The organism is Spirillospora sp. CA-108201, assembly GCF_050936235.1.
Taxonomy (GTDB): domain Bacteria; phylum Actinomycetota; class Actinomycetes; order Streptosporangiales; family Streptosporangiaceae; genus Spirillospora.
Map to the genome: position 1 here is coordinate 6,834,054 of NZ_JBNJNE010000001.1, position 24,993 is coordinate 6,859,046.

Annotated in this window: 22 protein-coding genes; 9 read left to right on the top strand and 13 right to left on the bottom strand. The window is 70.0% G+C overall.

What is annotated here, in order from left to right; all coding sequences use genetic code 11:
* The first annotated feature begins 553 nt into the window (after positions 1–553).
* From ACQEU6_RS32820 to ACQEU6_RS32830, 3 genes are all read left to right on the top strand, one after another.
* Positions 554–877, top strand: a complete 324-nt coding sequence (locus ACQEU6_RS32820; RefSeq protein ID WP_089316904.1) for a histone-like nucleoid-structuring protein Lsr2 — start codon at positions 554–556, stop codon at positions 875–877.
* Between the two features lie 469 nt (positions 878–1,346).
* Positions 1,347–3,881 (top strand): ATP-dependent Clp protease ATP-binding subunit, encoded by a 2,535-nt coding sequence (locus ACQEU6_RS32825; RefSeq protein WP_499337053.1) that lies wholly within the window; start codon positions 1,347–1,349, stop codon positions 3,879–3,881.
* A 1,332-nt stretch (positions 3,882–5,213) separates the two neighbouring features.
* On the top strand, positions 5,214–5,840 hold the full coding sequence (locus ACQEU6_RS32830) for a hypothetical protein (RefSeq protein ID WP_499337054.1): 627 nt from the start codon (positions 5,214–5,216) through the stop codon (positions 5,838–5,840).
* A gap of 286 nt (positions 5,841–6,126) precedes the next feature.
* Here the strand turns inward: ACQEU6_RS32830 and add are convergent, their stop codons facing one another.
* Positions 6,127–7,113 (bottom strand): adenosine deaminase, encoded by a 987-nt coding sequence (add, locus tag ACQEU6_RS32835; protein ID WP_499337056.1) that lies wholly within the window; start codon positions 7,111–7,113, stop codon positions 6,127–6,129.
* A 196-nt stretch (positions 7,114–7,309) separates the two neighbouring features.
* On the opposite strand from add, the gene ACQEU6_RS32840 reads away from it, so the two are divergent.
* Positions 7,310–8,410, top strand: coding sequence for an NADAR family protein (locus ACQEU6_RS32840; protein WP_499337058.1), 1,101 nt, complete (start codon positions 7,310–7,312; stop codon positions 8,408–8,410).
* A gap of 63 nt (positions 8,411–8,473) precedes the next feature.
* On the opposite strand, the gene ACQEU6_RS32845 is transcribed toward ACQEU6_RS32840, so the two are convergent.
* A complete protein-coding gene (locus ACQEU6_RS32845) occupies positions 8,474–9,352 on the bottom strand; it encodes an HhH-GPD family protein (protein WP_499337060.1) in 879 nt (292 codons plus the stop codon).
* A gap of 132 nt (positions 9,353–9,484) precedes the next feature.
* Between ACQEU6_RS32845 and ACQEU6_RS32850 the strand changes: the two genes are divergently transcribed.
* The gene (locus ACQEU6_RS32850) at positions 9,485–10,042 is read left to right on the top strand and encodes a hypothetical protein (protein ID WP_499337062.1); all 558 of its coding nucleotides are present in this window, start codon (positions 9,485–9,487) and stop codon (positions 10,040–10,042) included.
* 637 nt (positions 10,043–10,679) lie between these two features.
* On the opposite strand, the gene disA is transcribed toward ACQEU6_RS32850, so the two are convergent.
* The 4 genes from disA to ACQEU6_RS32870 all read right to left on the bottom strand — a co-directional run bounded on the left by disA (position 10,680) and on the right by ACQEU6_RS32870 (position 15,206).
* A complete protein-coding gene (disA, locus tag ACQEU6_RS32855; protein ID WP_179845771.1) occupies positions 10,680–11,762 on the bottom strand; it encodes a DNA integrity scanning diadenylate cyclase DisA in 1,083 nt (360 codons plus the stop codon).
* A 114-nt stretch (positions 11,763–11,876) separates the two neighbouring features.
* Positions 11,877–13,334, bottom strand: a complete 1,458-nt coding sequence (gene radA, locus ACQEU6_RS32860) for a DNA repair protein RadA (RefSeq protein ID WP_499337064.1) — start codon at positions 13,332–13,334, stop codon at positions 11,877–11,879.
* A 60-nt stretch (positions 13,335–13,394) separates the two neighbouring features.
* Positions 13,395–14,471: an alpha/beta fold hydrolase gene (locus ACQEU6_RS32865; protein WP_499337066.1), complete on the bottom strand. Its 1,077-nt coding sequence runs from the start codon at positions 14,469–14,471 to the stop codon at positions 13,395–13,397.
* A 36-nt stretch (positions 14,472–14,507) separates the two neighbouring features.
* Positions 14,508–15,206, bottom strand: a complete 699-nt coding sequence (locus ACQEU6_RS32870; RefSeq protein ID WP_499337067.1) for a class I SAM-dependent methyltransferase — start codon at positions 15,204–15,206, stop codon at positions 14,508–14,510.
* A gap of 128 nt (positions 15,207–15,334) precedes the next feature.
* Between ACQEU6_RS32870 and ACQEU6_RS32875 the strand changes: the two genes are divergently transcribed.
* The 3 genes from ACQEU6_RS32875 (at position 15,335) to ACQEU6_RS32885 (ending at position 17,671) form a co-directional block, all read left to right on the top strand.
* Entirely contained in the window at positions 15,335–16,222 is an 888-nt protein-coding gene (locus tag ACQEU6_RS32875) for a sugar phosphate isomerase/epimerase family protein (RefSeq protein ID WP_499337069.1), read from the top strand.
* Positions 16,219–16,824, top strand: a complete 606-nt coding sequence (locus ACQEU6_RS32880; protein ID WP_499337071.1) for a TetR/AcrR family transcriptional regulator — start codon at positions 16,219–16,221, stop codon at positions 16,822–16,824. Before ACQEU6_RS32875 ends, ACQEU6_RS32880 begins: the two co-directional genes overlap by 4 nt.
* A 97-nt stretch (positions 16,825–16,921) precedes the next feature.
* Positions 16,922–17,671 (top strand): ABC transporter ATP-binding protein, encoded by a 750-nt coding sequence (locus ACQEU6_RS32885; RefSeq protein ID WP_499337072.1) that lies wholly within the window; start codon positions 16,922–16,924, stop codon positions 17,669–17,671.
* Between the two features lie 153 nt (positions 17,672–17,824).
* On the opposite strand, the gene ACQEU6_RS32890 is transcribed toward ACQEU6_RS32885, so the two are convergent.
* The 3 genes from ACQEU6_RS32890 to ACQEU6_RS32900 all read right to left on the bottom strand — a co-directional run bounded on the left by ACQEU6_RS32890 (position 17,825) and on the right by ACQEU6_RS32900 (position 21,049).
* The gene (locus ACQEU6_RS32890) at positions 17,825–19,021 is read right to left on the bottom strand and encodes a tyrosine-type recombinase/integrase (RefSeq protein ID WP_499340420.1); all 1,197 of its coding nucleotides are present in this window, start codon (positions 19,019–19,021) and stop codon (positions 17,825–17,827) included.
* A 445-nt stretch (positions 19,022–19,466) separates the two neighbouring features.
* Complete coding sequence (locus ACQEU6_RS32895; RefSeq protein ID WP_499337074.1) at positions 19,467–19,646, bottom strand: helix-turn-helix domain-containing protein; 180 nt, start codon at positions 19,644–19,646, stop codon at positions 19,467–19,469.
* Positions 19,643–21,049 carry a replication initiator gene (locus tag ACQEU6_RS32900; RefSeq protein WP_499337075.1) on the bottom strand — a complete coding sequence of 469 codons (1,407 nt, stop codon included), beginning with the start codon at positions 21,047–21,049 and terminating at the stop codon, positions 19,643–19,645. The genes ACQEU6_RS32895 and ACQEU6_RS32900 overlap by 4 nt, the downstream gene beginning before the upstream one ends.
* 297 nt (positions 21,050–21,346) lie before the next feature.
* Here ACQEU6_RS32900 and ACQEU6_RS32905 point away from each other — a divergent pair, with 297 nt between their 5' ends.
* Positions 21,347–22,213, top strand: coding sequence for a GntR family transcriptional regulator (locus ACQEU6_RS32905; RefSeq protein WP_499337077.1), 867 nt, complete (start codon positions 21,347–21,349; stop codon positions 22,211–22,213).
* Between the two features lie 294 nt (positions 22,214–22,507).
* Here ACQEU6_RS32905 and ACQEU6_RS32910 read toward each other — a convergent pair whose 3' ends face one another.
* From ACQEU6_RS32910 to ACQEU6_RS32925, 4 genes are all read right to left on the bottom strand, one after another.
* Positions 22,508–23,428, bottom strand: a complete 921-nt coding sequence (locus ACQEU6_RS32910; protein ID WP_499337078.1) for an endonuclease/exonuclease/phosphatase family protein — start codon at positions 23,426–23,428, stop codon at positions 22,508–22,510.
* A gap of 295 nt (positions 23,429–23,723) precedes the next feature.
* Positions 23,724–24,062 (bottom strand): hypothetical protein, encoded by a 339-nt coding sequence (locus ACQEU6_RS32915; protein ID WP_499337080.1) that lies wholly within the window; start codon positions 24,060–24,062, stop codon positions 23,724–23,726.
* 29 nt (positions 24,063–24,091) lie between these two features.
* Entirely contained in the window at positions 24,092–24,550 is a 459-nt protein-coding gene (locus ACQEU6_RS32920; RefSeq protein ID WP_499337082.1) for a hypothetical protein, read from the bottom strand.
* Positions 24,551–24,624: 74 nt separating this feature from the next.
* Positions 24,625–24,978: an ATP-binding protein gene (locus tag ACQEU6_RS32925; RefSeq protein ID WP_499337084.1), complete on the bottom strand. Its 354-nt coding sequence runs from the start codon at positions 24,976–24,978 to the stop codon at positions 24,625–24,627.
* Positions 24,979–24,993: the final 15 nt, after the last annotated feature.

Here is a 24,993-nt window from a genome sequence, read left to right on the forward strand (position 1 = left end):
GCAGGCGGTGGGATTGTGTCCAAATCTCCCGATTTGCAGCGATCGCGGTCGGCCGTGACCCATCGGCGTCCTGAGCTGGGCGCGGACTACTCGCGCCCGGCCCCGGCAACAGATTTCGATGCCGGACCCTCCGCCGTTATTCGTCGACATCCCCCGGTCCGGGCGTTGATCAGGCGCCGGGGTCGGCTGCGTATTACGCTGCGGGCGCGCTTAGTGGCGATACGGAGGGTTAATCGCCGCGCGGCCGGGGCCGCCGGACCAATGCGCGTACGCAAGTGCAGGTCAGGCCGCCAGGCCGTGACACCGGTCACGCCTGAAAACCCGGGCGCGTCGCCGGAGCTTGGAAATTCATGGACACCGGGACCGGATCCAGGTGTCGTCCGAGGGGTCGCGCCCACCCGAAACGATGAGGCTGATTACAGCCGGTCACGGGCAGGAAGGCGACTTCGTGTGAGAGCCGGTTCACGGTGGATGCTGGAATTGTCATCCGCGAAGTTCTAGGTATATCTTTGGCACTCGATTGGAGTTTGCTCAAGCTGAAAGGTCTGTCCCCATGGCACAGAAGGTTCAAGTGCTTCTCGTCGACGACCTCGACGGTGGCGAGGCGGACGAGACCGTAGCGTTCTCGATCGACGGCGCCTCCTACGAGATCGACCTCAGTGGCGCCAACGCGACGAAGCTGCGGGAATCGCTGCAGCCGTTCGTCGAGAAGTCGCGCAAGGCGGGCACGGTCAACCGCCGCCGGCGGCAGCGCGGCGCGTCCAGCCGCGAGCGCAGTGCCGAGATCCGCGCCTGGGCCAAGAACAACGGCATCAAGGTCAATGAGCGCGGCCGCATCCCGGCTCACGTGATCGAGCAGTACGAGGCGGCCAACTGACCCGCCCGCACCGCCGGCGGCCCGTCTTCGTTCGCGAGGCGGGCCGTTCGACGTTCGCGCCGTGAGTCGCTCGCAGAGCGAGCCCTTCGCCGTTCGTCACCGCCGCGCCTTCGGGGGCGGATTCACAGCCCGCCGGATCGATGCGAAGAGCCGTTCGCTTGTGGCGTAGCGTCGCTGCGGTTCGGCGTGTCCGCCGTGAGGTACACAGGGCCCGCGGGTGGAAACTCCACCCACATTCGGCACTCTCGGCCCGCGCCTTGACCGACCTGCGGAAAGCCCCTCGTTCGCTTGGGGCGTAGCGGGAACATGACGCACCGATGCGGTAGTTGGATGAGACTGAACAGCGCATAGCTGGGGAACGTCTCCTGGTGGGAGTGCACCGGGCGGCCTCCTCGGGGCGGGCTAGCATGCGGAAGGACAGTTCCGGACGTTCCGGACTCTGCCCAACCGCTCTGTGAGGAGCGACGAGATGTTCGAGAGGTTCACCGACCGCGCGCGGCGGGTTGTCGTTCTGGCTCAGGAAGAGGCCAGGATGCTCAACCACAACTACATCGGCACCGAGCACATCCTCCTGGGTCTGATCCACGAGGGTGAGGGGGTTGCCGCGAAGGCTCTGGAGAGCCTGGGGATCAGTCTTGAGGCTGTGCGTCAGCAGGTCGAGGAGATCATCGGTCAGGGGCAGCAGGCTCCGTCGGGGCATATCCCGTTCACTCCTCGGGCCAAGAAGGTCTTGGAGTTGTCGCTGCGTGAGGCGTTGCAGCTGGGTCACAACTACATCGGGACCGAGCACATCCTGTTGGGGTTGATCCGTGAGGGTGAGGGTGTCGCGGCGCAGGTGCTGGTGAAGCTCGGTGCGGATCTGAACCGGGTGCGGCAGCAGGTGATCCAGTTGCTGCACGGGTATCAGGGCAAGGAGCCGGCGGCTTCGGGTGGTCCGTCGGAGGCGGCGCCGTCGACGTCGCTGGTGCTGGACCAGTTCGGTCGCAATCTCACGCAGGCCGCCCGTGAGGGCAAGCTCGACCCGGTGATCGGCCGGGACAAGGAGATCGAGCGGGTCATGCAGGTGCTGTCGCGGCGTACCAAGAACAATCCGGTGCTGGTGGGTGAGCCGGGTGTGGGTAAGACCGCGGTGGTGGAGGGTCTGGCGCAGAAGATCGTCAAGGGTGAGGTGCCCGAGACGCTGAAGGACAAGCAGCTGTACACCCTGGATCTGGGTGCGCTGGTGGCGGGGTCGCGGTATCGGGGTGATTTCGAGGAGCGTCTGAAGAAGGTGCTCAAGGAGATCCGGACCCGTGGTGACATCATTTTGTTCATCGATGAGCTGCACACGCTGGTGGGTGCGGGCGCGGCGGAGGGCGCGATCGATGCGGCGTCGATTCTGAAGCCGATGCTGGCGCGGGGTGAGCTGCAGACGATCGGTGCGACGACGCTGGATGAGTACCGCAAGCATCTGGAGAAGGACGCGGCGTTGGAGCGGCGGTTCCAGCCGATTCAGGTGGCCGAGCCGTCGTTGTCGCACACGATCGAGATCCTGAAGGGGTTGCGGGACCGGTACGAGGCGCATCACCGGGTGTCGATCACCGACAGTGCGCTGGTGGCGGCGGCGCAGCTGGCCGATCGTTACATCTCGGATCGGTTCTTGCCGGACAAGGCGATCGATCTGATCGATGAGGCGGGGTCGCGGATGCGGATCCGTCGGATGACCGCGCCGCCGGACCTGCGCGAGTACGACGAGAAGATCGCTGATGTGCGGCGTGACAAGGAGTCGGCGATCGATGCGCAGGACTTCGAGAAGGCCGCGGCGCTGCGTGATTCGGAGAAGCAGCTGCTGGGGCAGAAGGCGCAGCGGGAGAAGGAGTGGAAGGCCGGCGACATGGACGTGGTCGCCGAGGTCACCGATGAGTTGATCGCCGAGGTGCTGGCGACCGCGACGGGGATCCCGGTGTTCAAGCTGACCGAGGAGGAGTCGACGCGGCTGCTGCGGATGGAGGACGAGCTGCACAAGCGCGTGATCGGTCAGGAGGACGCGATCAGGGCGCTGTCGCAGTCGATCCGCCGCACCAGGGCGGGGTTGAAGGATCCCAAGCGTCCGGGCGGGTCGTTCATCTTCGCGGGGCCTTCGGGGGTGGGCAAGACCGAGTTGTCCAAGACGCTGGCGGAGTTCTTGTTCGGTGACGAGGACGCGCTGATCCAGCTGGACATGTCGGAGTTCATGGAGAAGCACACGGTGTCGCGGCTGTTCGGCTCCCCGCCCGGCTATGTCGGGTATGAGGAGGGCGGTCAGCTGACCGAGAAGGTGCGGCGCAAGCCGTTCTCGGTGGTGCTGTTCGATGAGATCGAGAAGGCGCACCAGGACATCTTCAACTCGCTGCTGCAGATCCTGGAGGACGGTCGGCTGACCGACGCCCAGGGGCGGGTGGTGGACTTCAAGAACACCGTGATCATCATGACGACCAACCTTGGGTCCAAGGACATCTCCAAGGGCGTGTCGATGGGCTTCGCCCGGCAGAACGACGAGCAGGGCTCGTACGAGCGGATGAAGGCCAAGGTGTCCGAGGAGCTCAAGCAGCACTTCCGGCCCGAGTTCCTCAACCGCGTCGATGACACGGTGGTGTTCCACCAGCTCACGCCCAAGGAGATCATCCAGATCGTGGATCTGATGATCGCCAAGGTCGACCAGCGGCTCCATGACCGCGACATGGGCATCGAGCTGCGTCAGGAGGCCAAGGACCTGCTGGCCATCCGCGGGTATGACCCGGTGCTGGGAGCGCGGCCGCTGCGCCGCACCATCCAGCGCGAGATCGAGGACAACCTGTCGGAGAAGATCCTTTACAACGAGCTCAAGCCCGGCCAGATCGTCATCGTCGGCACCGAGGGCTTCGACCCCGACAACACCGACACCGCCGAGAACGCCAAGTTCACCTTCAAGGGCGTGCCGAAGCCGTCGACCGTCCCCGACAGCCCGCCCCCCATCGAGGGCGCGGTCAACTTCAACAAGGACTGACGTCCCACGAACACGGCCCGCGACAGCCACGCTGTCGCGGGCTGTGTTCATTGCAGTGCTCTCCTCCTTCGGGCCTGGCGGCCCTCCATCGTCGGGCACTGCTGGCGATCGCTGGCATCGCTTCGGCTCGCCTTGCGGCTCGCTGCGCGATCAGGTTCTTGCTTCGCTCGAACCTGCCTTTGGACGCGATCGCGGTTCCCCGGGTCGTCGCGTGGTTGCGCCGGTGGCTGAGGTGGGCGGCGAAGCATGTTGAGGCCGTGGGCGCGGTCAAACACATCGCAGTCATGGACACGCGAAACGCAGAGAGGCTGCGGGTCCGCGAAGTGGGCTGAGGCTGCGGGTCCGCGAAGTGCGCTGATCGGCTGCGGGTCCGCAAAGTGCGGCTGGGAGGCTGCGGGTTCGCGGAGTGCGCCGAGGTTGTGGGGTGGTGGAGCGCGCGGGGGTTTGTGGAGCGCCGGGGGTGTGGGTGCCGTCTCGGCCCGACTCCCCCAGTCGGATGACAACGTCCTGGTCTTTCTCGGCCTCGTAGGCCCCACCGGTTCTGCCCTGTGCCCGCGGCGCCGGCATCAGCCCGTCGTTCCAGACTGAGCCGCTCTACAAGCCGCATGTGGGCCACCCCACCACCGGGGGCGCTCAGTTGCGAATGATCCGTGGGCCTCCGAGGTGGACGGTTGGATGCTGTCGCGAAACAGGCCGTAGGCCGTGGATGCGTCCTGGCCGACTTTCATCGGGTGACAGCGTCCCGGGGCTGTGTCGGCCCCGGAAGCCATCCGCTCTACCTCTCTTCTCGGCAGCAGCATTGGCCTGTCGCCGTGGACAGAGCCGCTCTTCAACCCCCACGTGGGCGGCTGGGACGCCTGGTGCGGGTGGTCCGTCCGAGGGTTCGAGAAGGGATGCCCTGGAACCTGTTGCGGAGGCGTTGACCAGCCGGGCGACCAGGCGGCCCTGTGCCGGCAGGCCGAGGCCGTGGGCGCCGCCGTCTGGGGCGGCTTTCACTTAGATGACGTTGGCCAGCTCCGTTTCAACCGCGTAGAGCGCCCGCTCGGCCACTTTCTCCCGGTCACGTCATCGGTCTGCCGACTCTGCCAGGTCGCACAAGCCCCTGAGGTGGCTCGCCGCTGAGAGGTCCAGTTGTAGATGGTCCGTTCGGTCGCTGGGCTTATCCACAGAACGTTGTTCGGTCTCGCGCTTTGGCCGCTGTCGTGAACTCTGGACGTGACTTCAGGGAGGCCGGCATGCGATTGAAGCACCACACTCACCGCCATCCGAACACCTCACCCGCTCGCCTCGGCGGCACCGCGGACTGTCAGAGTCGAAGCCTAGAATTCGAACATGCATTCGAAGACGGCGAGCTTCAGGCGGCGGGGCCGAGCCGCCCTCGGGGACGCGCGGGCGCGGTCCCCCGCCCCGCCTCCGATCTTCCGCTCGCGGCTTCAGGGCGAACTGCTCGCCCGACTCCTGCTCGGCCCCGAGGGCGAGATCTCGATGCTGGACCTGGCCGTGATGCTCCGCAGCGATCTCGCGTCCGTCATGCGCGAGGTGGAGCGGCTGGCCCGAGCCGATGTCCTCACCTTGCGCCGCACCCTGGCCGGACGCATGGTGACACGCAACGCCGAGAGCCCCCTCTACGAGCCGCTGGCCAGGCTCCTGATGCTCACCTTCGGTCCCGCCGCCGTGGTGGCCGACGAGTTCGGCCGCCTGCCGGCGGTCCGCGAGCTCTACCTCTTCGGCCCCTGGGCGGAACGCTACGAAGGCGTCCCCGGCACCTCACCCGTGGACGTCGAAGTCCTGGTGATCGGCGAACTTCCGCCCGAAGCGGCCTTCGACACCGCCCAGGAGGCGGCAGCCCGCTTGGGGCTCCCGGTCCACGCGGTAGTCCGCTCCTTGGCCCAGTGGCGAGACGACACAGACCCCTTCCTCCGCGAGATCCGCAGGTCCAGCCTCATGCCCTGCGTCTGATGGCAGCTTTATCGCAGTGCTGTCCTGCTGCGGGCCTTGAGGGCCCTCCGTCGTCGGGCACTGCTTGCGATCGCCGGCATCGCTTCGGCTCGGCCAGGGGCTCGCTTCACGATCGGGTTCTTGCTTCGCTCGAATCTGCCTTCGGACGCGATCGCGGCCCTTCAGGTTGTTGCGGGGTTGCGGCGCCGACTGGGGTGGGTGCCAATGACCATGCTGCGGCCGCCGCGAAGGTTTGGTGTCCGGGCTGGCGATCAGCGTGTGCGATGCGCCGGCGCTGGGGCGGGGGCTACGGCGAGGGGAGTGGGGTGGCGAGCCAGGTTCCTATTGCTTCGTGGAGGGTCTTCTTGGTCTGGGCTGGGGCGAAGGAGGCGGTCACGGCGGCGTGGGCCAGGTCGGCCAGGTCGGCGTCGTCGTAGGCGAAGGTCGTGCGGACGTGGGCGTACTCGGTGGCGAGAGGGGTGTTGATCAGGGCGGGGATATCGGTGTTGAGGGTGACCAGCAGGCCGGCCTCGCGGAGGCGGGGGAGGGGGTGCGCGTCCAAGGACGGGACGAAGCCCAAGGCGACGTTGGAGGACGGGCAGACTTCCAGGGGGATTCCGCGTTCGCGCACCTCGGCGACCAGGTCGGGATCGTCCAGGATCCGGATGCCGTGGCCGAGGCGCTCGGTGCGGCCAGGTCCCAGCGCCTGCCGGATGCTGGCCGGGCCCTCGCCCTCGCCCGCATGGTGGACGACGTGGAGTCCGGCGTCGTGGGCGGCGGCGAAGACCTCGGTGAACGGGTCGCCGGAGTGGGCCTCGTCGCCGGCGAGGCCGACGGCGACCACGCGGTCATGGCGGCGGGCCAGGTCGAGGGTCCGCCAGGCGCGCTCGACGGAGCGGCGGCGGGAGTGGTCGAGGATCAGGCGGCACTCGATGCCGAAGGCCTCCTGGCCCGCGTCGAGGCCCTCCAGGACGGCCGCCAGGGGCATGCCGAGATCGTCGAGGCGCTCGCCATGGGCGGCGGCCGTGAACGAGACCTCGGCGTACCGGACGCCCTGAGCAGCCTCGTCCTCGCAGAACTCGTAGGCGATGCGGCGGAAGTCATCGGGTCGCCGCAGGCAGGCGCGGACCAGGTCGTTCTGCGCGAAGAAGGAGGCGAAGTCGCCGAACGCGCCGACGTCGTCGGGGACCTGCACGCCGTTGGCGGCACCGATCTCACGCAGGGTGCCGTGGCGCACGGTGCTCTCAAGGTGGACGTGCAGGTGGGCTTTGGGCAGGGTCAGCAGATCGCGCACTGGCGTACGGTACGAGCCCGAGGCCGGAGCTGACGAGCGAATATTCGTTGACCGGCCTCGGGGGATCGACCCATGATCGACCGGACGCGGAGTCCGCGGTGTGGCGCCGGGTCACCAGCTGAGGCGGAGGCGGTCGAACGGCGGCGCTCCGCTGGAAGAGGATTGAGGAGTTCCCGTATTGCTACGGATCCACCGGATGGAGGACGGGCAGCGCATCGAGGGCATCGCGCGCCCCGTCTTCATTCACAACTTCACGTACCACCTCACGAACCTTCTGGTGTTCGCGGACGGTGCCATCAGCTGCTGGGAGTGGGTCGACCTGGAGGGTCTCCGGGAGAAGCTCGAAGACGGCTGGGTGGTGACGGAGGTACCCGAGGGCGGTGAGATCAGCGCGTTCGAGCTGGGCCGGTGGAAGGCCGCCGATCCGAGGTTCGGCCTCACCCCGGAGATGCTGCTGGGGGAGGTGGCCGACGACATCGAGAAGTTGAACGACCGTCCGGATTCCACCGACCGCTGCCTGGCCGCGCTGGACCGGTACCTGGAGTCGCGGAACGAGGCCGACCGGCTGGCGCTGCGCGAGGCGTACCTGGAGATCCCCGCGCACAAGCGCCACTATGCGCTCGGTGACATGGACAACAAGGACCGGCCGCTGGTCTACCTGTGCACCGATATCGATGAGCGGCCCATCGGTGGCTGGTTCGACGATGACGTGGTCACCGAAGCCATGCGGGAATGGGCGCTGGAGTACTTCGCCCAAGAGGCTCGTGCTCGCGTTGAATACGCGTCGAAACGGTCGGCGGATGACCCGCAGGAGGCTCCGGGCGGAACCATTCATCTAGGCGGGCGCGTGTTTCCGCGAGGGTGGCCGGACGACCCGGGGATCGACGCCCTGCAGAACGACTACCCGGCCCCGATCGAGGTCGGCGGTGTCCTCTACCCATCGGTCACCCATGCCTACTGGGCCTTGTCCGCCGAGGATTCCCAGGTCCGGGAGCAGGTTCGCGCGGCCGAACGCCCCTACGACGCCCAGAAGATCGCGGAAGAGGCGTCCCGCGTCCAGGGATGGGCGCAGGCCAGGACGGCGGTGATGGCCGGACTCCTCCGCGCGAAATACGCGCAGCACCCAGAGTTGGCGAAGATCCTGCTCGGCACGGGCGACGCGCCGATCGGGTACGGCGGAGTCGAATCCGACCACTGGATCACTCGCGGAGATAAAGGCCGCAACTGGGTGGGCCGCCTTCTGGAACTCGTCCGTTCCGAAATCCGCGCCCGAGAATCCGGCCTCCCGCTTCCCTAGAGGGCCGGCGGATCAGAATCCTGCCGCCTGTTCTCCTGGGGGCGGCGGCTCAACCTGGGTTGGTCAGGCGGGGAGGGCGTAGCGGCCGTCTTCTAGGGGGTCGACCAGGCCGTCGGCGATGAGGGCGTCCAGGGCGCGTTCGCGTTGGACGGCGTCGGACCAGACGACGTCGAGGGCTGGTTTCTCGACGGGTTCCTCGGCGTCCCGCAGGACGGCCAGGAGGCGGCCCCGGCATTGCCGGTCGGTGCCGGCGTACGTCTGGCCCTTGCGCGGCGGTCCGTCGTAGGCGGGGCGGCCGTTCAGCTGCCACGTGCATCTGTCGATGACCGGGCAGTCGACGCAGCGGGGCGAGCGGGCCGTGCAGACCAGGGCGCCCAGTTCCATGACGGCGACGGCCCAGCGGGCGGCGGTCGGTGGGTCGAGTGGCAGGAGGCTCTCCGCGAGCTTGATCTCGGCCTTGGTCTGCGTCTTCGGCGGGTACTCGACGCCGGAGAGCAGCCGGGCCAGGACGCGGCGGACGTTGGTGTCGAGGACGGCGTGCCGCTGCCGGAACGCGAAGCTGGCGACGGCGGCGGCGGTGTAGGCGCCGATGCCGGGGAGCGCCAGCAGGTCCGCGTGCGAGGAGGGGACGTCGCCGCCGTGCCGTTCGGTGATCGCGCGGGCGGCCTCGTGGAGGCGCAGCGCGCGGCGCGGGTAGCCGAGCCGGCCCCACGCGCGGACGGCCTCGCCGGACGGTTCGGCGGCGAGCGCGGCGGGCGTCGGCCAGCGGGTCGTCCAGGTTTCCCATACGGGCAGGACACGGGAGACCGGGGTCTGCTGGAGCATGATCTCGCTGACGAGGACGCCCCAGGGGGTCGCGTCCGGTGCCCGCCACGGGAGGTCCCGCGCGTTCGCGTCGTACCAGTCGAGGATCGGTGCGGTGTAGGCGGAGTCGATGTTCATGGCGCGCCGCCATTGTGGCACGCGGCGGGTCGCCCGCTCTTCCTGGTTCGGTGAATGCATACTGCCCGCATGGGGTCGAATACTGAGCGTGACCAGGATGGTTCTGGACTCGACCGATATTGGCGGCGGCGCGTGTGGGCCCTGGCAGGCGTTCTCGGGGCCGTCGGCCTGCTGGCCTGGACGTGCCAGGGCGGCACCGGCGGCGCCGGGCAGGATGAGCCGGGTCGTGACGCGGGCGCGGCCGAGCGGACGAGCGCCCCGCCGCCGAGCGCGATGCCGACGGTCACCGTCACCACGACGACCACGCCCGCGCCGGAGCGCGCCGACGGCGGCCCCTGCGACCGGAGTGACCTCGTGGTCAACATGTCCGCCGTGAAGGACGTCTACGCGGGGTCCGAGCGGCCGGAGTTCCGGGTCACGGTCGTCAGCACCGGTGAAGGGTCATGCGCGTTCGACCCGGGGTCGCTGGACGTTCGCATCACCTCCGGCGCGGACCGGGTCTGGTCGTCGACCAAGTGCCGCAAGGGCGACGCGCCCAAGGCGACCCTCCGGCGCGGCATCCCCTACGTCGACGACGTCGTCTGGGACCGCCGGCGCGACTGCAAGGGCGCAGTCCGCGCCCGCCCCGGCACCTACGTGGCCGCGCTGAGGGGCGCGAAGGTCAAGAAGCAGGTCTTCAGCCTCCGCTGACTCCGCCCCACCCCGCCGACTGCATCGAGCCGCCCTCTGCGCCTAACCCCTCAGGCTGCGCCGTTCACAGTTGCGCTGTCCTCAAGGTGCGGCGTTAACAGGCTGGGCCTCAGGCTGTGCCGGTCTCAGGCGTTCTGGATGGGGCAGTGGCGGTGCTTCGGCGGTTCCCTCCCGGGGGAGCGAAGCACAGGTGAGGGAGGCTCGTGCGGGGTGTGCTGGGCTGTTCTTTGGAAGTCGTTCTTGCGTGGCGCGTTCGCGGCAGGGGCGTTTGCTGACGGCTTGGGGATCCCTAGAAGAGCACCCCGCAGGGGCCGAGCCTGTCTCGAGTCACGACCAAGGTCGGAGCAGCCGACACTCACCCTTGCCAGCCGATCCCAGACCAGTGGGCAGAAGACTCAAAGCCTGTCTCGAAGTGCCCTCGGCCACACGCGAACGCGTGACCTGCCCGGTGGAGCGAAGCCGGAGGCGAGCGGAACCGGGCGGATCGCGAAGCGATGCCGCGTTCGCCCAGGCCCGGTCACGTAGCGAGCCGCCAGGCGAGCGAAGTGGGCCGGGACTTTGAGATACAGCCGCCAGGCGAGCGAAGTGGGCCGGGACTGTGAGATACAGCCGGGACTGTGAAACAGGGGCGGCTGGGCTAGACGTAGCGTTCCAGGATGGAGGATTCGGCCAGGCGGGAGAGGCCCTCGCGGACGCTGCGGGCGCGGGACTCGCCTACGCCGCCCACGGCCTGGAGGTCGTCGATGCTGGCGGCGAGGAGTTTCTGCAGGCCGCCGAAGTGTTCGACGAGGCGTTCGACGACCATGCTCGGCAGGCGGGGGACCTTGGCGAGGAGCCGGAAGCCCTTGGGGCTGACGGGCAGGTCGAGGGCGTCGGGGCCGGCGAAGCCCATCACCTCGGCGACCGTGGACAGGTCGAGCAGCTCGTTGGCCGACAGGGTGTCCAGGGAGGACAGGATGGCGTCGACGCCGCGGGTGCGGGTGTCGTCGGACGGGTAGTCGCGGACGATCAGCTGCCGGTCGACGTCCACGCCGGAGACCAGCTCGTCGAGCTGGAGGGACAGCAGGCGGCCGTCGGTGCCGAGCTCGACGACGTAGCCCTCGATCTCGTCGGCGATGCGGCGCACCATCTCCAGGCGCTGGACGACGGCGCTGACGTCCCGGACGGTGACGAGGTCTTCGATCTCCAGGGCCGACAGCGTGCCGGACACCTCGTCGAGGCGCAGCTTGTAGCGTTCGAGCGTCGCGAGGGCCTGGTTGGCCTTGGAGAGGATGGCCGCCGAGTCCTCCAGGACGTAGCGGATGCCGTCGAGGTAGAGCGCGATGATGTGCATCGACTGGCTCACCGAGATGACCGGCAGGCCGGTCTGGCGGGCGACGCGCTCCGCGGTGCGGTGGCGGGTCCCCGACTCCTCGGTGGGGAGGGTGGAGTCCGGCACGAGGTGGACGGCGGCGCGGACGATGCGGGTGTGGCTGTCGTCGAGGACGATCGCGCCGTCCATCTTGGCGAGCTCGCGCAGCCGCGTGGCGGAGAACTCGACGTCGAGCTCGAAGCCGCCCGTGCACAGCTCGGCGACGGGCTTGTCGTAGCCGAGCACGATCAGGCCGCCGGTGTGCCCCCGCAGGATGCGCTCCAGTCCGTCCCGGATCTGGGTGCCGGGAGCCACCGCGGCCAGTGTGGCGCGGCGTCGTTCGTCATGACCCTTGTCGTGTGATGGCACCTGGCCCCCGGAGGTCGCTGGACGGGCGCCAGTTTACCGAGGCGGGCCGCGCGCTGGTTCCTCCCCAGGTCGCAAGCGTGCGTTGTGTGAAGTAATACTCTGGCGGGACGCCTGTCAGGGCGCGGTAAACGCGACCTGGAGCGCCTGCTGGAGGCTGTCGACCTCCATGACCTTCATGCCTTCGTAGCTGCTGAGCTGCGGATCCGCGCGCTTGAGGGGCCCGTCGGCCAGTTCGAGGGAGCCGCGCGGGATGACGGCGTACCTGAACCCGAGCCGCGCCGCCTCGGCCAGCCGCCGCTGGACTCCGGGCACGATGCGGACCTCCCCGGCGAGGCCCACCTCGCCGAGCGCGATGAGGCTGGTGGACAGCGCCTGCTCGACGGTGGAGCCCGCGACGGCGAGGCCGAGGGCCAGGTCGACGGAGGTCTCGGCGAGCCGGACGCCGCCGACGGTCGAGACGTACACGTCCTGCTCGTGCATGGAGATCTTGCAGCGCTGCGCGAGGACGGCGAGGACCATCGCGACGCGGGAGGTGTCGAGCCCGGAGGTGGCGCGCCGCGGCGCGGGGAGGTGGGACTTGGCGACGAGCGACTGCACCTCGGCGACGAGGGGGCGGCGCCCTTCGAGCGTGACGGTGACGCAGGTTCCGGGGACGGCCTCCTCGCGGCGGGTGAGGAACAGGCCGCTCGGGTCGGGCAGGCCGACGATGCCGACCTCGGACAGGTCGAAGCAGCCGAGCTCGTCGGTGGGGCCGTACCGGTTCTTCATCGCGCGGATCATGCGGAGCCGGGAGTGCCGGTCGCCCTCGAAGTACAGGACGACGTCGACCAGGTGCTCCAGCAGGCGCGGCCCGGCGATCGAGCCCTCCTTGGTGACGTGGCCGACCAGGACGACGGTCATGCCGCGCTCCTTGGCGACCCTGATCAGGTTGGCGGCGACCTCGCGGACCTGGGTGACGCCGCCGGGCGCGCCGTCGGCCTCGGACGTGCCGACCGTCTGGATGGAGTCGACGACGAGCAGCGCGGGGTCGACCGAGTCGATGTGGCCGAGGATGGCCGACAGCTCCGTCTCGGCCGCGAGGTACAGCCGGTCGGTGATCGCGCCGACGCGGTCGGCGCGCAGCCGGACCTGCTCGGCCGACTCCTCGCCCGTCACGTACAGGACGTTCTCGCCCGCCGCCGAGCCCGCGGAGCCCGCCGAGCCGCCGGACTCCGCGCCGCCGGACGTCGTCGAGGCCAGCGCGGCGACCTCCAGCAGCAGCGTCGACTTGCCGATGCCGGGCTCGCCCGCCAGCAGCAGGACGGCCCCGGGCACGATGCCGCCGCCGAGGACCCGGTCGAGCTCGTCCAGGCCGGTGGCGCGCGTCTGCGCGGACCGGACGTCGACCTGCCCGATCGGGCGGGCCGGCGAGCTGACCGGCCCGGCCGACACGACCCGGGCCGGGGTCGCGGACGCGGCCTCGGTGACCGTTCCCCATGTCTGGCACTCGCCGCAGCGCCCGACCCACTTGGAGGTCTGCCATCCGCACTCCGAGCACCGGTAGGCGGCCTTGGCCGTCTTCGCCTTCGCCATGCGCGGAAGCGTAGGGCCGGGCACCGACAGTATTCATCCCGCGCGCGGGCGCGGCGGGGGTCAGCTGTCCTTGCGGGCCCGTTCGATCAGGTCGCCGAGGTGGTCGGACACGATGCCCGGACGTTCGAGCATGGCCATGTGCCCGGCGCCGGGGACGACCTCCAGCCGTCCCGACGGCGCGCAAGAGGCGATCTTCAGGCTGTGCTCGACGGGGGTGAGCAGGTCGTTCTCCGCGCCGATGACCAGGGTGTCGGCGTCGCCGAGGGACGCGCACTCGCTGATCACCTCGGTGGTGACCATGGAGCGGAAGTAGTCGACGAAGGCGTCCATCCGGGTGTCGGCCATCATCTGCTCGGCGAAGGCGACGGCGGCGGGGCTGGCGTCCGGGCCGAAGGCGACCAGGTCCTCGACGAGGGCGGCGGCGTCGCGGCCGAGGTGGCGGACGCGCTCGACCACGCCCGAGCCGGCGCCGAGCGCGCCGAGGGCGGCGGGCATGAGGAGATGGGTGGTGCGGGCGATGAGCGCGGGCATGCCGAGCGTGATCTCGCCGAGGCCGCCGGACGAGGTGCACAGCAGCCCGGTCGCGAGGATCCTGCGTCCGACCAGATCGGGGTTCTCGTCGGCGTACCGCATGATCGTCATGCCGCCCATCGAGTGGCCGACCAGGACGACGGGCGTCTCGGCGGGGACGGTCGCCTCGATGACGGCGCCGAGGTCGCGGGCCAGGCGGGGGACGGCGTAGCCGTCGCGGGCGCCGCCGTCGGAGCGGCCGTGGCCGCGGTGGTCCCAGAAGACGAGGCGGCCGAGGCCGCGCAGGGCCTTGCGCTGGAAGTGCCAGGAGTCCTGCGTGAGCGTCCAGCCGTGGCAGAACACGACGGCGAGGTCGGTGCGGTCCTCGCCGTCGATCTCGGCGTAGAGGCGGGTGCCGTCGTCGGCGCGGACGGGATGGGGGCGGCCGCGCAGCGACCCGAACGGCTCGCCCGCGAACGGGTCGGGACGCAGTTGCAGGCGGCGCATGGCGCGGCGCTGGGCGACCAGCCCGGCGCCGGCGCCGGCCGCGCCGAGGGCGGTGGCGGCGAGGAGACCCCCGAGCGCTCTTCCGGCGGTGACTCGGCTCGTGGCGGCGGCGCGACCCATGGTGGGTTCCTCCCGAAAGGCCAACTGACTGGTAACTCAGGGGCAACGCCACCACAAATTCACGGCATAGTCCACCTCGAGGCCGGGGAGTTCGCGCAGGCAGGCGTCAGCGAGATCGCGGGGGAACTCGATCCGCAGGACGGCGGCCAGGTCCTCGCGGTTCCGGAACGCCCACCGGATCGTCAGCGGCTCCCGCCGGAAGCCGCGCCGCGTCCAGAACCGCTCGACGGCGGCGGGGTCGTATTTCGGCAGACTCCGCTGGAACCAGCGGCCGAACGTGGAGCGGGTGGCGTCGTTGTCGATGATGAGGATCGCGCCGCCGCGGCGGACGACCCGGTCCAGTTCGGCGAGGCCCGGCTCGCATCCGGGGCCGAAGAAGTAGGCCCACCGCGCGTGGGCGACGTCGACGGACGCGTCCGGGAGCGGCAGGGCCTGCGCGGCGCCCGTGCGCACGGTGACGTTGGGGAGGTCCCGCGTCCGGCGCGCGGCGGCCGCGGCGAGGCCGGCGTGCGGCTCCACGCCGATCACCCGGCGGGCGTCCCCGGCGAAGAACGGCAGGTGGAAGCCGGTGCCGCAGCCGACGTCGAGGACGTCGGCGCCGTCCCAGGGACGGACCGCGCGCATGGCGGCGGCCAGCACGCCGTCGGGGTCGACGGCGCGGTTCTCCAGCTCGTAGACCTGGGGGGAGTTCCAGATGTTGGGGCTGGGCACGGCGCCCCGCGCGATCTCGGCCACGCAGCAGAGGGTAGCCGCGCATCCGGCGGAACAAGCGAGATCACTCCCGGCGAGTGTCTCATCACGGCCGCCGCGGCATAGGCTCTCTTCTACGACACAGCCGAGCGATCATTCATGGCGAGGAAGCCTTGGCCCCGCAGCACAACGGCGCCCCTTCACCGGCGCTCCGCGTACCGGACGCGCCGATCACGCTGTCCACCGCGTCGGTGTACCCGGAGAAGGTCCCGAGCGCCTTCGAGATCGCCTCGCTGCTGGGCTACGACGGCATCGAGGTCATGGTCTCGACGGACGCCTCGTCCCAGGACCTGAACGTCCTGCGCCGGCTGTCGGACTACCACCAGGTCCCCATCAAGTCGATCCACGCGCCGTGCCTTCTGCTCACCCAGCGCGTCTGGGGGCGCGACCCCTGGGGCAAGCTGGTGCGCTCCAAGGAAGTCGCCGAGGAACTGGGCGCGGAGGTCGTCGTCGTGCACCCGCCGTTCCGCTGGCAGCGCGACTACGCGAAGGAGTTCGTCGAGGGCCTCGCCCGCATGCAGGACGAGACGGACGTGCTGTTCGCGGTGGAGAACATGTTCCCGCTGAAGGCGCGCGGCGCGGAGGCGGGCATGTACCTGCCCGACTGGAATCCCGTCGACCAGGACTACCCGTACGTGACCCTCGACCTGTCGCACACCGCCGTCTCGGGTTCGGACGCCATCGACATGGCGGGGAGCCTGGGCGACCGCCTGCGCCACGTCCACCTCGCCGACGGGGTCGGGATCACGAACAAGGACGAGCACCTCGTCCCAGGCCGGGGCAACCAGCCGTGCGGGACGATGCTGGAGAACCTCGCCGAGGGCGGGTTCAAGGGGCACATCGTCCTGGAGGTCAACACGCGGCGCGCGTCCAGCCGGATCGAGCGGATGGAGGATCTCGCCGAGGCCCTCGCGTTCGCGCGCCTGCACCTGGCCGCCGCCGCCCACACGTGGGAGGTCACCTCGGCCGGGGAGATCACCCGCCGGGGCGTGCGCCGGTGAGCGACCCGCGGGAGCGGGCGGGGGCCAGGACCCGCGGCCCGGGCCGCCGGCCCGGCCCGACCGAGACGCGCGAGAAGATCCTGGCCTCGGCGCGGGACCTGTTCGCCGAGAAGGGCTACGACGGCGCGTCGCTGCGCGCCATCGCCCGCGCCGCCGAGGTCGACCCCGCGCTGGTGCACCACTTCTTCGGCAACAAGGAGGGCGTGTTCGTCGAGGCGATGCGCTTTCCGGTGGATCCGTCCGTCCTGCTGCCGCGCATCATGGCGTTCCCCCGCGACCGCCTCGGGGAGGGGATGGTCCGCACCTTCCTCCAGGTGTGGGGGGACGAGGACCGCCGCGCCCCGATGCTCGCGATGCTCCGCTCGGCGATGACGAACGAGCGGGCGGCCGCGCTGCTGCGCGAGTTCGTCACGTCCGCGCTGTTCGGGCGGGCCTCGCAGGCGACGGAGGCGCCGCCGCTCGGCATCCAGGCGGCGGCCGGCCAGATGATCGGGCTGATGATCCTGCGCTACGTCCTGCGCGTCGAGCCCCTGGCCTCCGCCTCGGAGGACGAACTGATCGAGCTGGTGGCCCCCACCCTCCAGCGCTACCTGACCTCCTGAACCCCTCCCCTCCGCCGCCCCGCGGACCTTCCGCGGCCGCCCGCGCGGGGACCTTCGGCCTCTTGACCCGGGTCGCGCGGGCGCTTAAATTCAACACATGATGAGTTCCAGTCCGGCGGGTGCGGGCGGGTCCGCCGTGGAGGTGCGCGATCTGCGGGTCGAGCGCGGGGGGCGGGAGGTGCTGCACGGGCTCGCCTTCGACGTCCCGCGCGGCTCGATCGTGGGGCTGCTCGGCCCGAGCGGCTGCGGGAAGACGACCCTGATGCGGGCGCTCGTCGGCGTCCAGATCGTGCGGAGCGGCACCGTGACCGTGCTCGGCGAGCCCGCCGGGTCGCCCGGGCTGCGGCGCCGCGTCGGGTACGCGACGCAGAACCCCGCCGTGTACGCCGACCTGACCGTCGCCGAGAACCTGCGCTACTTCGCGTCCGTCCTCGGCGCGCGGCGCTCGGACGTCGCCCGCGTCATCGACGAGGTCGGCCTCGGCCGCAGCCGCGACCAGACGGCGGCGACGCTGTCGGGCGGGCAGCTCAGCCGCGCCAACCTCGCCGTGGCCCTGCTCGGCGAGCCCGAGCTCCTCGTCCTGGACGAGCCGACCGTGGGGCTCGACCCGGTGCTGCGGCAGGAGCTGTGGGAGCTGTTCCGCGAGCTGGCCGAGCGCGGCGCCACGCTGGTCGTGTCCAGCCACGTCATGGACGAGGCGGGGCGCACCGACCGGCTGCTGCTGATGCGCGAGGGCGACGTCCTCGCCGACGGCACGCCGGACGGCCTGCGCTCGCGCACCGGCGCCTCCGACCTCGAAGGGGCGTTCCTCCACCTGATCCACGAGAAGGCGGGGAGCCCGTCATGAGCGCCGCCGTCACGCTGGCCACGATGCGGCGCATCCTGGAAAGGGGGACGGAAATTGCGCGTATGCCCAGGTCAGAGCCAGGTGTGGCCGTCTGAGGAGGGGGCCGCGTCAACATCCTGTCACCTCGTTGTGTTTTCGCAGGTCAGAGCGTCGCTATTTGCCTGACTTGCCGTTGGTGTCGGGGGAGAAGGCGTCATCGATGGCTTTGCGGGTCCGGTCGTCTTCGGCCGGGTACAGGTGCCCGTAGGTGTCGCTGGTGATCTTGATTGAGGCGTGGCCCATGCGTTCCTGAATCGCGGTCAGGTGGGTTCCCGCCGCGATCAGGAGCGAGGCGTAGGTGTGCCGCAGCACATGGAAGGACACCGAGGATGCCAGCCGGACCGCGTCACGCGCCTTGTAGAAGGGCTTGCGCAGGCTGTCATGGTTGGCCGGACTCCCGTCGGGCCGGGTGAACACCAGTGCCGTCCGGTGCACCGTCGAGCCGTCCACGTCCCCGACCTGTTGGACCACGGGCGGGACCTCCTTGCGGTGCGCCCGGAGCGCGTCCACGACCATGGCGGGCAGGGGCACCACCCGCCGGGACTTGCGGGTCTTGACCGGCCCCAGGAGCCGTTCAGGCGTCATCTGACGGTCTACGGTGACCGTCCCGGCGTCCAGGTCCACCCGGTCCCAGGACAGGCCCGCGATCTCCGAGACGCGCAGGCCCGTGCCAGCGCCCACCAGCACGGCGGCGCGGTACCGGTCGGGCATCTTGGCTGCCACCGCGCGCACCTCGTCGGCAGTGAGCACATGCACCCTGCGATCGGGGATCTCCGGAAGGACGATCCCCACGCACGGAGAGTCGGCGATCTTGCGGTCGAGGCTGTGTGCCGCCCGGAAGATCGCTACGAGGGTCCTGTAGACGTGGCGCACGGTGACCGGCGACAGTCCCAGTCCGCCGCTCCCCAGCCCGTTGACGAACCGCTGAACGTCTTCCCGCGTGACCGACCGGAGCTGACGGCCGCCCAGTGCGGGAGCGATGTAGAGCCGTGCGTGGCTCTCGTATGCGGTGTAGGTACCGGCACGCTTGACCCGTGCGCCTTCCAGCCACCCATCGGTATATGCCTTGACCGAGATGCGCCCGGCTTTGGGGTCGATAGCGAATCCTTCGTCACGCTGCCGCCGGACCTTGTTGCGGAAGCGCTCCGCCGCTTTGTACGTCGTGAAGGTTTCGCTGGTCTGCTTTCCGTTCGCGTCCCGGTATGGCACCTTGAACGAGTAGACGTCTTTCCCCGCCGATTTGGAGGCCCGAGCGTTCCGCACCCTGCGGATACCGTCCCGCATTTCGCCGTCCCGCCATTCGCGACCCATGGTCACCAGCCCTTTCGTTGACTACTGAGAACAGTTTATCTGTGTTGACGCAATGAAAGTGGCGCTCGCAAGACCAGTATCGGCCCTTTGTTTTTGCGAATTAAGCTTGACGGCCAGGTGGCGGCGCTCCCGCCATTCCGTCCCCCGACCACCCGCCCCAAAGAATGAGCCGCATTCGCGGCGCTGAATTCATTTATGCGGCTCGGCCGGCGTCGGCCTGGGCGATGTGTCGCAAGTCGCCCAGGCCGATCGGCTATTCATCTGCTTTCTGCTTTTCCAGTGCCCGCGCACCACCGGCAGTCTTCACGCCGAGGCTCAGCGGCCTTGTCCGGGTCGAGGGCCCGCAGCGTCAGGCACCGCGCAGGGCTGATCAGCTTCCAGCCGCGCCCGCCGCAGGAAGGGCAAGGGGTTTCGTCGTCCGCCTCCTCCATGCGCCCTCTCCCGCCTATTTGTCGGCAGTCACGTTGCGGAGGGCGGTCCGTACCTCGGCAGGATCGAAGCGCACTTGCTGCCCGATCTTGTAGTACGGGAACAGGTCGCGGTAATTGTCGTACACCCACGACTTCGGTTTGCGGAGGAAATGCGCCAGTTCGCTAATGGTCCACAGTGCGTCGTCCGGATTCATGACGCCTCCGAATCGTCGTGCTTCGCGGTCTCTGCGGAGGAAGGGCCGGTTTCCTTTTCTGCGCGTTCGGCGGCGATTCTCCGGGCGGCCTGGACGCGTTGGCTGATGTGGTCGGCCAGGAGTTGCTCGGCTTCGCTGAAGCCCTGACCGGCGAACCGCCAATGGCCGATCACTTCTGTGGTTTCGGGTGAGGGGAGCCCTTGCCGTTCCCGCGCATCAGCGGTCCGGTGATCGGCGCGGGTTTGGCGGAGCGCGCCGAGGGTGGTGGAGTAGCGGCGGGACTTGGTGGCGAAATGGCCACGGAATCCGAGCATGTGCGCCCAGGGCCTCAACCGCAGGTCCGCCAGTTCCGGCAGGCCGCCCAGGTCCCAGCAGGTTCGGATCATGCGGCGGGCGTGGTCGGAGACCGGGAGCCGGTCCAGGTCCACCCCCCAGGCGGTGCCGAGCCCGCCGCACCGCTTGCACACCCCGACCCCGCCGTAGCCGTCCACGCGCCCCGCACCCTTGCAGCGCGGGCAGGTGAGCCGCCGGTCGACCGTTCCCGACACCTCCGCGCCCTTGGTGGAGTACTTGGCGATGTAGCCCGCCACCGCCTGATCCGACAGCCCGCCGCCGTCCCCGGACACCAGGATCGGCCGCACGTCGAGCTGTGTCCCCCACCGCAGGATCCGGTCACCCTGTCCAGGGTCCAGCGACCGCACCTGGACCCGTCCGGCCGCTTCCGGAACCGCGTCGGTGAGCAGGTCCGCCGTGGCCCAGGACGGCGGGGGGTCGTCGTAGCCGCCGGGACCGTCCAGCCGGATCACCGCGTGGAAGTGCACCAGCCCGCGCCGCTGGTACTCGGCGACCTTGGCGAACGACACCCGAACCTGCGCCTCGAACCGCCGACGCGACATCCCCGCCCGCCGCGCCATCTGCCGCCGCAGCTCCAGCGAGAACCGGTGCCACAACTGCCCGGCGTGTGCCTGCCACAGCACCGCCCCGGCGTAGTCGTAGCAGTCACCGCACAGCGGGGACCCCAGCACCGCATCCTCGGGGGTGTGCGGGACCCCGCAGCCGTCCGGCACCCCGTGCTCGCACCGCACCGGGCGGCGGCGGGGATGGCACGCCACCGGCCTGCCGCCACGCTCCCGCAACGTGTGCACCGCCCCGAACGAGGGCGCGGTCAACGTGGCGAACACGCGCGGATGCTCCCGCACCGTCTCCGCCAGGCCCTTGCCGCCCGCCAGGCCCGCCCGGATCAGGTGGAACACATCCCGCCGGTAGGTCTCCGAACAGGCCGGGCACACCGACGCCCGCCGGTTCCCGCACGCCACCAGCAGATACCCCGTCGCCTCGTCCGCCGTCCGGTAGACGTGCACGACCTCCCCGGTGCCCCGGTCGATCACCTCCGACTCGCCCACCAGCCGAACCGGAGCACTGCACCCGCCCGTCCCCGCGACCTGCTGAGTCCACCGCTCATACCCCGGTGCCGACACCACCTCCGCCACCGCCCGCAACCACTGCGGTACCGCCGCATCCGGCGACGCACCCCCCGCCGTCTCTCCTCCCTGCTTGGATCCTTCGCCGCTCTGCTCGCTGGTCATCCCGCCACTCCTTCGCGAACCTCGCCACTTGTACTACAGGTTGCCCGACATGGACGGTTATATGCAACCTGTAGTACAAGTAGTGCGACGGAAGACGAGCGGAGGCGGTTCCCCATGCAGGCAAACGACGACACCACCCAGGCACCAACCGGCGACCCGCAGTGGCGCGTCATCGCCTCCGACCTGCGCGTCGCCATCCTGGACGGCCGTTACCTCCCTGGTGCCGCCCTGCCCAGCGAACCCGACCTCGCGCGCCACTACGGGGTATCCCGGCCGACCGTGCGCAAGGCCATCGAAAGCCTGGTGTCCGAGGGCCTCGTCTACGTCCTGCGCGGACGCGGATCGTTCGTCCGTCCCGCACCCGCACGCCAGGTCATCATGATTGGCGACACCGATCGGCCCGACCTGGCCGCGCCCGCCTACCACCCCGACGTTCGCGCGTTCGGCTGGCGGCTCGCTCGACGCGACTGGGCCGACGAGCCATTCGACAGCCAGCGACTCGCCGCCGACCGGCAACTGGCCAGACGGTTCGCCCCGTTGCAAGCGGGACACCCGTTCATCCACCGCCACAGCGCTTGGCGCTTCTCCTTCGGTGGACGCGTCGAGATCAACTCCTACGCCGACGCCGACCTGATCCCTGACTGGGACGACCCCAAGCGATCCGCCCAGTACCGCAAGCGCGCCGCGTTCTTCTACCAGACCATCCAGCGCCAGCACGGCCCAGTCCAATGGGCCACCACCACCGCCGCCCGCCTTGCCTACGAGGACGAGCGGGCCGCCCTGAGCATGGACTACGCGGACGCGATCTTGATCATCACCCGGGCCATGCTGACCCAGCACGGCCAGATCCTGGAGATCACCGAAGTAAAGGTGCCCGCATCACACTTCGAGGTCGCCCCCATGTCCGAGGTCACCGACCAACGAACCATCTTCGAAGACCCCGAGGAGTCCGCCATGCTCGGCATCGCGTTCGTGATGTAGCGGGCTCAAAGTTTCTTTACTAGTTCAAGGGCCCGCGCAAGCGCGGGCCGAGCGCGGGGCCGGGCCCGCCCACCGCAGGCCGGGGGCCGATGGACGGCCCGCACGCGCTTTGCGCGTGCGGCCTTGGGGGCCGTTCGCAGCGCGGCGGCCGCCCACAGCCCCCGACAACGCCGTGGACGGCCCGCACGCACCGCACCGCGCGGGGCCAGGCACAGACCGCAACACGGCCCGCAGCGCACGCTACTTCCAGCCGCGCCCGCCCTGACGCCGCCGCAGCTTCCCCGCCGGGTCGGCTCAGATGTCGACCGTGAGCGATATCCGCTTGTGGTCGGAGTCAGGCCGCTGAGGGTCGCGGAAGTCGTGGACGCGGTAGGAGCCCGCCACATAAGCGGCGGCCAGAGGCTCGTTGAGAAGGATCGCGTCGATCGGCAGGCACTGGCGTCCGTTGGGCCGCTCGACCTGCGTCGGGGTGTAGTCCCCCGCCAGCTCCGCCGAATGGCTGAACCCCAGGCCGCCCTCCCGCTTCCGGGTCGAGGGGTTCCACCAGCCGCACAACGCGTCCAGCGCCCGCGTGTCATACACGTGCGGCCCCGCCAGCAACGGCCCACCCTTCCACTCAACGCGGTAGTTGACCTGGCGCGGGTTGTGCACACCCGGCGTGTTCATGTCGGCCGGTTCGAAGTGGGGGCCGCTGGGGACGGTGTTCCAATCGCCCAGCAGCGCGCACGGAATGCCCGGAGCCGAGAACCGGTCGAACCGGCGCGCGTCGGCCAGCCGGTCATCCCCGCTGTAGATGTCGCCGTGCCAGGCCACCAGCCGCACCGGGTCACGACGGCCCGGCAGGGTGAACACCATCAGGTTGCGGTTGCGGGAGGCGAAGTCCGGCAGCCGATGACCGAAGAACCGGCGCACCACCACCTTGCCCGGATCGACGTAGATCACCGGCGCGAACATCCCGCCCTCACGCGGAAGCGAACACGGATACGGCACGTAGGCCGGGCCGCCCGCCTCACGCAGCGCCGCCGCCGCCTCGTGCGCGCCCTCCATCCCGTTCAGCTCGTACCGGTCGCCCTCACCCACCACCAGCACATCAGGCCAGTCCCCGTCATGCAGCATCCCGGTCACCCGGCCGAAGTCGAACAGGCCGCCGTCACCGGAGTACCCCGAATACCCCGCCTCGGCCCTACCGCCGTGCTCGACATTCACATAGCTCATCCGAAGCTCCGTCATCGCGCCGTCTCTTCCTTCCCGGCCACCGCCCACAGCGACCCCTCACCAACACCGACACCACAACAAGACCCCGCGACCGTTCAGGCCCGAGCCGGGCAGCGGCCCCCGCACCGACACCAACTCAGACGGAAGGTGCCCAGGGACGGGCCTGCGCCGGCCGAACTCCCTCACGGTCGCCCCTACGGGGTGGCCTTCGGCCATATCCGCCGGCCCACCCCCTCACGCAGGACGCGAAAGGGGGCCGCGGCCCTTCACCCTCGCGGCCCCCGAAACGTGACGCCTACACCTCGCCGCGCGCGATCCGCAGCACCTCACCCCGGCCCATCCCCAGCAGATGACGCGCCACCATCAGCCCCTCCTGGCCGTAGTGCAGATGCACCAACGCATCGTCCATCACCTCAAGCGAGGAACCCTCGCGCCGCTCGTTCAACTCCCGGTCCCGGATCGCCCCGGCACGCGCCGTCACCGACCCGACGACCGCCCACACCAGATCCAGCACATCCACGGTGGCCTGCACCGCATCGCCCACCCCCGGCAGCGACAAGCCGTCCCCATCACGGCCGACCACCTCCCACGCCGCTTGCGCCTGCCGGTACAGCGCCTCAAGCGCCGTCTCCACCGTGTCCGGCCCGACCGTGTCCGGCCCACTCACCGCCCGCCCCCGAACTTCAGCGGCACCCAAGGCCCCTCCTGCACGGAGATCTGCGCCATCAACCGCGCGTCCACTGTCGCGACCGCCCCCGGCCGGTCCTTGCACCACCCCACCCACCGCGCCTCCCGGTCACTGGCGTCCACATACGACCAGCCCAGGCACGTAGCCAGCACCGTCACCGGCAGACCCGCATCACCCGCACGGCTGTGCACCCACAACACCGGACACCGCACCGGCAGCGGACGCACCGGCAACCGATACAGCCGCTCACACCCCCACCCCGACCGCACCAGCGACACCGCCAAAAGGTCCAGATACCGCACCCGCACCCCAACCCCCGCCAGATCACGCCCCCGCAGCACACCCCGCTCCACCCGGTCCACCGCACCCGACAGCACCCCACCGACACGGCCGTACACCTCTTCAGCCCGCCTCACGGCCCCCACGCCCTTCACGCCTCCCGCACTCATCGCCCCAGCCCGTCCCGCCGTCCCTCGCAGCCCCGGCATCTCCTCCGCAGCGCTCCCTGTCAATCCGTCCGGCACCGCGCCCACACCCACTTCCCGTTCGGACTGGTCGGGTTAGCGCCGAACGCCGTTGCCAGCGCCTCCACCATCACCAGGCCCCGACCGCTCAACCCCTCCGGATCCACCCGGCGCACCGGCATCGCATCCGAGGAATCCCACACCGCCAGCAGCACCCCGCCGCGCTCCCTCGTGAACCGCACCCGCACCGTGCCGTCCTGCGGCCCGTGCACCACCGCGTTGGTCACCAGCTCACTGGCGATCACACCCATGTCGTTGCGCCACCCCGACAGCCCCCACCCCTCCAGCCGCAGACCCACCAGCATCCGCACCTGAGCAGGAGCCGTCAGCGACGCCAAGCACTCCATCGTCAA